This is a genomic window from Microbacterium sp. zg.Y909 (assembly GCF_024626565.1).
Map to the genome: position 1 here is coordinate 1 of NZ_JANJFJ010000229.1, position 7029 is coordinate 7029.

3 protein-coding genes are annotated in these 7029 nt (G+C 70.3%); 1 reads left to right on the forward strand and 2 read right to left on the reverse strand.

Annotated elements, in window-relative coordinates; translation table 11 throughout:
* Both NQ160_RS15410 and lepA read right to left on the reverse strand, forming a co-directional pair.
* The coding region (locus tag NQ160_RS15410) for a DUF1990 domain-containing protein (protein ID WP_257516064.1) at positions 1 to 212 on the reverse strand (212 nt) is incomplete at its 3' end.
* Positions 213 to 254: 42 nt separating this feature from the next.
* Positions 255 to 2099, reverse strand: coding sequence for a translation elongation factor 4 (gene lepA / locus NQ160_RS15415; protein WP_257516065.1), 1845 nt, complete (start codon positions 2097 to 2099; stop codon positions 255 to 257).
* Positions 2100 to 2324: 225 nt separating this feature from the next.
* On the opposite strand from lepA, the gene NQ160_RS15420 reads away from it, so the two are divergent.
* Positions 2325 to 7029, forward strand: a 4705-nt coding sequence (locus tag NQ160_RS15420; RefSeq protein ID WP_257516066.1) for an ExeM/NucH family extracellular endonuclease, incomplete at its 3' end; no start/stop codon positions are given.

The following is a 7029-nucleotide window of genomic DNA, read 5'->3' on the forward strand; positions in this document are numbered from 1 at the left end:
ACGTCCTCGAGCTCCAGGCCCGCCCCGCGCTGCGCGCCCCACGACAGCAGCGCTTCGCCGGCCGTGCGGAAGCGGTCCTCGCCACTGCCGAGGCGCCACGCCTCTGCGGCGGGGATGCTGCGCTCGGGCGGGTACTGCAGAAGGTCGGACGCCTGCGTCGCCCCGACGGCGGCGTAGTCGACCGTCTCGTCCCTGAAGGTCCCGCGGCGCATGGAATCCAGCCTACTTCGTGAGGGTGCGTGAACGGTGGTCGACTACTTCTTGCCGTCGACGTCGCCCGACAGGGCGGCGATGAACGCCTCCTGGGGCACCTCGACGCGGCCGACCATCTTCATGCGCTTCTTGCCTTCCTTCTGCTTCTCCAGCAGCTTGCGCTTGCGCGTGATGTCACCGCCGTAGCACTTGGCCAGCACGTCCTTGCGAATGGCGCGGATGTTCTCGCGGGCGATGATGCGTGCGCCGATGGCCGCCTGGATGGGCACCTCGAACTGCTGGCGCGGGATGAGTTTGCGCAGGCGCTCGGTCATCAGCGTTCCGTACGCGTAGGCCTTGTCGCGGTGGACGATCGAGCTGAAGGCATCCACCTTCTCGCCCTGCAGCAGGATGTCGACCTTGACGAGATCGGCCGTCTGCGAGCCGGCGGGCTCGTAGTCCAGGCTCGCGTAGCCCTGCGTGCGGCTCTTGAGGTGGTCGAAGAAGTCGAACACGATCTCACCGAGCGGCATGTTGTAGCGCAGCTCGACGCGGTCCTCGCTCAGGTAGTCCATGCCGAGCAGGGTGCCGCGGCGGCCCTGGCAGAGCTCCATCACGGTGCCGACGTATTCCTTGGGGAGCAGGATGCCGACCTTGACGACGGGCTCCGACACCTCGGCGACGCGCCCATCGGGGTACTCGCTGGGGTTGGTGACCGTGATCGTCTCGCCGGTGTCGGTGTGCACCTCGTACGGCACCGACGGCGCCGTGGTGATGAGGTCCAGGCCGAACTCGCGCGAAAGCCGCTCGGTGATGATCTCCAGGTGCAGCAGGCCCAGGAATCCACAGCGGAAGCCGAAGCCCAGCGCCACCGAGGTCTCGGGCTCGTACTGCAGCGAGGCGTCGGAGAGCTTGAGCTTGTCGAGGGCCTCGCGCAGCTCCGCGTAGTCGCTGCCGTCGATCGGGTAGATGCCGGAGAAGACCATCGGCTTCGGGTCGGTGTAGCCGGGAAGCGCCTCGGTGGCGGGCTTGCGGTGGGTGGTGATCGTGTCGCCGACCTTGGACTGGCGCACGTCCTTCACGCCGGTGATGAGGTAGCCCACCTCGCCGACGCCGAGCCCTTTCGTGGGGACCGGCTCGGGGTTGGACACCCCGATCTCCAGCAGCTCGTGCGTGGCCCGCGTCGACATCATCTGGATGCGCTCGCGCGGCTCCAGCTTGCCGTCGATCATGCGTACATAGGTCACCACGCCGCGATAGGAGTCGTAGACCGAGTCGAAGATCATGGCACGGGCGGGTGCGTCGGCGTCGCCGCGCGGCGCCGGCACATCGCGGACGATGCGGTCGAGCAGCTCTTCGACGCCCACGCCGGTCTTACCGCTGACGCGCAGCACGTCCTCGGGCCGTCCGCCGATGAGGCCGGCAAGCTCGGCGGCGAACTTGTCCGGGTCGGCCGCCGGAAGGTCGATCTTGTTCAGCACCGGGATGATCTGCAGATCGTTCTCGAGCGCGAGGTACAGGTTGGCGAGCGTCTGCGCCTCGATGCCCTGGGCGGCATCCACGAGAAGGACTGCCCCCTCACAGGCGGCGAGGGACCGACTGACCTCGTAGGTGAAGTCGACGTGCCCGGGAGTGTCGATCATGTTCAGTGCAAAGGTCTCGCCGCCTGCGGCCCACGGCATGCGCACCGCCTGCGACTTGATCGTGATGCCGCGCTCACGCTCGATGTCCATGCGGTCGAGGTACTGGGCGCGCATGTCGCGATCGGACACGACGCCGGTGATCTGCAGCATGCGGTCGGCCAGCGTGGACTTGCCGTGGTCGATGTGGGCGATGATGCAGAAGTTGCGGATCTGCGCGGGCGGCGTGGCTGCGGGCGCGAGCGGCGTGAGGGCACGGGGTGACATGTCGCGTCGAGTCTACCGGGGCTGCGCCGCGGTCGCGGGCTCGGTCGCGCGCCGGGCTGCGCGCGGGACCTTAAGGGATGCGGGGTGCGACACGCCAGCCCTGGTTCGGTGAGAACAAGTTAACCGACGTGTCATCGATCTGACCCCTGAATTGAGCCGTCTGCTCAGTAGCGTGTCCGATGTCTGCGCGATTCCCCCAGCGCCCGACCATCACAGGAGACGATCGTGACGCAACGCCCCCTTCCTCTGTCCGCACGGCCCGCGCTTCGGCGGCCCTGGGCGCTGCTCACGGTTGCGGCGACGGTCGCGGCCGGTGTCTCGCTCGCGCCGGCCGCACACGCCGCAGTGAGCATCGGGGCGCCGGTCGTGATCGCGGAGGTGTACGGCGGCGGCGGCAACTCCGGTGGCGCCTATCAGCGTGACTTCATCGAACTCGCCAACGTCTCCGACTCCGAAGTGGACCTCTCCGCGTACAGCGTGCAGTACGCCTCCGCCACCGGTGGCAACTGGCAGGTCACCGCGCTCACCGGCCAGGTGCTTCCCGCCGGCGAACGCCTGCTGATCGGGCAGGCCACCGGCACCGACACGACCCAGCCGGTGTTCGAGGCCGACGTCGACGGGACCATCGCCCTCAGCGGCGGTCAGGGCAAGGTCGCCCTGGTCTCCTCGCTCACCCCGCTGTCGGGCGCGAGCGCCCTGGTGGACCTTCCCCAGGTCGTCGACTTCGTCGGCTGGGGCGGCGCGACCCACTTCGCCGGAAGCGCCGCCGCGCCCGGCACCACCAACGCGCAGAGTGTGAGCCGCGACGAGGCGGCTGCCAACACGGCCGACAACGCCGCGGACTTCACCGCCGCCGCGCCCACGCCCCAGGGTCTCGGCGCGGGAGGCACCGATCCGGATCCCGAGCCCGAACCGGAACCCGAGCCCACCGTCGTCGCGATCGCCGACATCCAGGGCGCGCAGGCGGAGTCGCCCCTCGTCGGCCGCACGGTCACGACCACCGGCGTGGTGACCGCGCACTACCCCACCGGCGGTTTCGGCGGCTACGTCATCCAGACCCCCGGCACCGGAGGGGCGCTGGACCCCGCCACCCACGTGGCATCCGACGCCGTGTTCGTCCGCGCGCCGGAGGCCGTGTCGGAGGTCGCCCTGGGCGACACCGTGCAGGTCACCGGCCTCGTCGGCGAGTATCAAGGCCTCACCCAGCTGACCGTCTCCCCGGGTGCCGCCGCCGTGGTCGAGCCGGCGGCAGCGCCGGTCCCGGCCACCGTGGGCTGGCCCGCTGACGACGCGCAGCGCGAGGCGCTCGAGTCGATGCTCGTCGCCCCGCAGGGGTCGTTCACGGTGACCAACACCTACTCGACCAACCAGTACGGCGAGGTGGGGCTCGCCGCGGGCGAGACTCCGCTGCGTCAGCCGACCGACGTGGCACGCCCCGGCAGCCCCGCGGCCGACGCCGTCACCGCGGACAACGCCGCGCGGGCCGTGACGCTCGATGACGGCGCGAGCATCAACTTCCTCAGTGCCGCCAACAGCGCGCTCACCCCCGGGTACGTTTCGCTCGCCGAGCCCATCGTCGTCGGCGGCGCGGTGGAGTTCGCCGAGCCGGTCATCGTCGACTACCGCAACGGTTCCTGGAAGCTCAACCCGACCGCACCGCTGACCGGAGACGGCTCCGGCGCTGACGGAGTGTCCTTCACAAGCCCCCGCACCGCCGCGCCCGAGGAGGTGGGTGGCGACCTGTCGATCGCCTCGTTCAACGTGCTGAACTACTTCACCACCGTCGGCACCGACAGCGCCTCGTGCGTCGCCTACACCGACCGCTTCGGCGACGGCGTGACGGTGCGCCAGGGCTGCGACCAGCGTGGGGCGTGGGACGCCGAGGACCTGCAGCGTCAGCAGGACAAGATCGTCGCGGCCATCGAGCAGCTGGATGCCGACGTTGTGGGGCTCATGGAGATCGAGAACTCCGCCGTCCTCGGCGAAGAGGCCGACGAGGCCACCGCGACGCTCGTCGGTGCTCTCAACGCCGCGTCTGAGCAGGAGAAGTGGGCGTACGTCGCCTCGTCCGAGGATCTGCCCGATCTGTCGCAGCAGGACGTCATCACCAATGCGATCATCTACCAGCCGGCCGCGGTCTCGCCCGTCGGTGCGGCGATGGCGCTCGGCGACCAGAGCGGTTCCGACCAGGCCTTCGGCAACGCCCGCGAGCCCATCGCGCAGGTGTTCGAGCCCGCCGACGGCGGCGCGCCCTTCCTGTTCGTCGTGAACCACTTCAAGTCGAAGGGCTCCCCCGGTCCCTGGCCGGGCGACGCCGACACCGGCGACGGTCAGGGCTCGTCGAACGAGTCGCGCGTGCGCCAGGCCACGGCGCTGCGCGACTGGGTGGCCGACGTGCAGGGCGATGTGGATGCCGTCGCGCTCGTGGGCGACTTCAACTCCTACGGCCAGGAGGACCCGCTGCAGGTGCTGTACGAGGCCGGGTTCGCCGGCGCGGAGTCGGCGTTCGGCGTGACCACGCAGTCCTACAGCTTCTCGGGTCTGTCGGGCTCGCTCGACCACGTGCTGCTCAACGAGGCGGCTCTGGGCCGCGCGACCGGAGCGGACATCTGGAACATCAACTCCGGCGAGGCCCTCGCCCTGGAGTACAGCCGGTTCCGCTCGCACGGCACCGAGTTCTACGCCCCCGACGTCTACCGCTCCAGCGACCACGACCCCATCAAGGTGGGGATGAGCGCGGCCGCCGCTCCCGTCGAGCTGACCCTGCTCGGCATCAATGACTTCCACGGGCGCATCGACGCCAACGCGGTGAAGTTCGCCGGCACGATCGAGCAGCTGCGCGAGAGCGCCGCCGGCGATGTGCTGTTCCTCTCGGCGGGCGACAACATCGGCGCCTCGCTGTTCGCATCCTCTGTCGCGCAGGACCAGCCGACCATCGACATGCTGAACGCGCTCGATCTGGCATCCAGTGCGGTCGGCAACCACGAGTTCGATCGCGGCTGGGACGACCTGGCGGGCCGCGTGACCGACGCGTTCGACGCGCCGCAGCTGGGTGCGAACGTCTACCTGGCCGGCACCGAGACCCCGGCCCTACCCGAGTACTCGCTGCACGAGGTGGACGGACTCACCGTCGGCGTCATCGGCGCCGTGACCGAGGAGACCGCGACGCTCGTCTCCCCCGCTGGGATCACCGCGCTCGAGTTCGGTGACCCCGTCGAGGCCGTCAACCGCGTCGCCGCCGAGCTGAGCGACGGCGACGCAGCCAACGGCGAGGCCGACGTGCTCGTGGCGCTCTACCACGAGGGTGCCGGCGCCGGCACTCCCGACGGCGCGACCCTCGAAGAGGAGCTCGCCGCGGGCGGCCCCTTCGCCGCACTGGTGAACGACACCGCCGCCGAGGTCGACGCGATCTTCACCGGGCACACGCACAAGGAGTACGCGTGGTCGGCCGCCATCCCCGGCACCGACCGCACCCGTCCGATCGTGCAGACCGGTTCGTACGGCGCCCGCGTCGGTGAGATCACCCTCACCCTCGACGCCGACAACGGGGAGGTCATCGCGCACACCGAGCGCAACGTCGAGCGCACCACGGTCGACGACGCCACCCTCGTCGCGCAGTACCCCCGCGTGGCCGAGGTGTCCGCGATCGTTCAGGCGGCACTGGCGGCCGCCGCCGAGGTCGGCAACACGGCCGTCGGAGAGGTCGCGGCCGACATCACCACCGCGTACTCCGGCGGCTCGTTCGTCGACGGCGTGTGGACCGGCGGCACCCGCGATGACCGGGCGTCGGAATCGACGCTCGGCAACACCGTCGCGAACATGCTGCGCGACTCGCTCGCCGACCTGCCGAACGGCGCCGTCATCGGCGTCACCAACCCGGGTGGGCTTCGTGCGGACCTGTGGGACACGCAGGCGGAGTTCGGAGCGACCGCGGTTCAGGGGCTGCCCGACGGCACGGTGTCGTTCTCGCAGGCCAACGCGGTGCTGCCGTTCAACAACACGCTCGGCCTCGTGACGCTGACGGGTGAGCAGTTCACCACGTTGCTCGAGCAGCAGTGGCAGCGCGACGCCGACGGCAACGTCCCGCAGCGTCCGTACCTGCAGCTCGGCCTGTCGGACAACGTGTCCTACACGTTCGACCCCGCCCTCCCCGAGGGTGAGCGGATCACGTCGGTGACGGTCGACGGCCAGCCCATCGATCCGGCGGCGGAGTACCGCATCGGCACGTTCTCGTTCCTGGCCAGCGGCGGTGACAACTTCCGCGTCTTCACCGAGGGCACCGGGTACGTCGACACCGGTCTGCTCGACTACGAGGCGTGGGTCGACTACATCGCCGACAACTCCCCTCTTGCCCCCTCGTACGCCAAGCAGGCCGTGCAGGTCAGCGGGGTGCCCGAGACGGTCGAGGCCGGCGCGCAGGTGCAGTTCTCGCTGGCGGGGCTGAACCTCACCAGTCGCGGCGCCCCCGAGAACACCACGCTGTCGGTCGCTCTCGGCGACACGGTGCTGGGTGAGGTGCCCGTCACCGCCGGCGCCGCGACGGTCTCTGTCACGCTGCCGGCCGGGGTCGCTGCGGGCGCTGCGGCGCTCACGTTGACGGCCCAGCCCTCGGGCACCGTCGTCACGGTGCCGATCGAGGTGGCGGCGAGCACCGTCGAGAAGGCGCAGACCAGCACCCGCCTCGTGGCGCTGCTGCCGGTGCACATCAACCGTTTCCTGCCCACGACGCTCGTCGCGTACGTGCAGCAGAGCGGGGCACGGGCCGACGGCACAGTCGAGTTCCGCGAGGGTGGACCCGATGGCGCCGTCATCGGCACAGCTCCCGTGCGCGGCGGACTGGCGTCGCTGCGGCTGGGCACGCTCACCCGCGGCAGCCACTCGTACACGGCCGTCTTCGTCCCCCGGGATGCCGAGACCGTGGCCGGGTCGG

Bases quoted from the DNA above. Each gene is read 5' to 3' on its own strand.
- lepA (WP_257516065.1), bottom strand. From the start codon at position 2,099: ATGTCACCCCGTGCCCTCACGCCGCTCGCGCCCGCAGCCACGCCGCCC.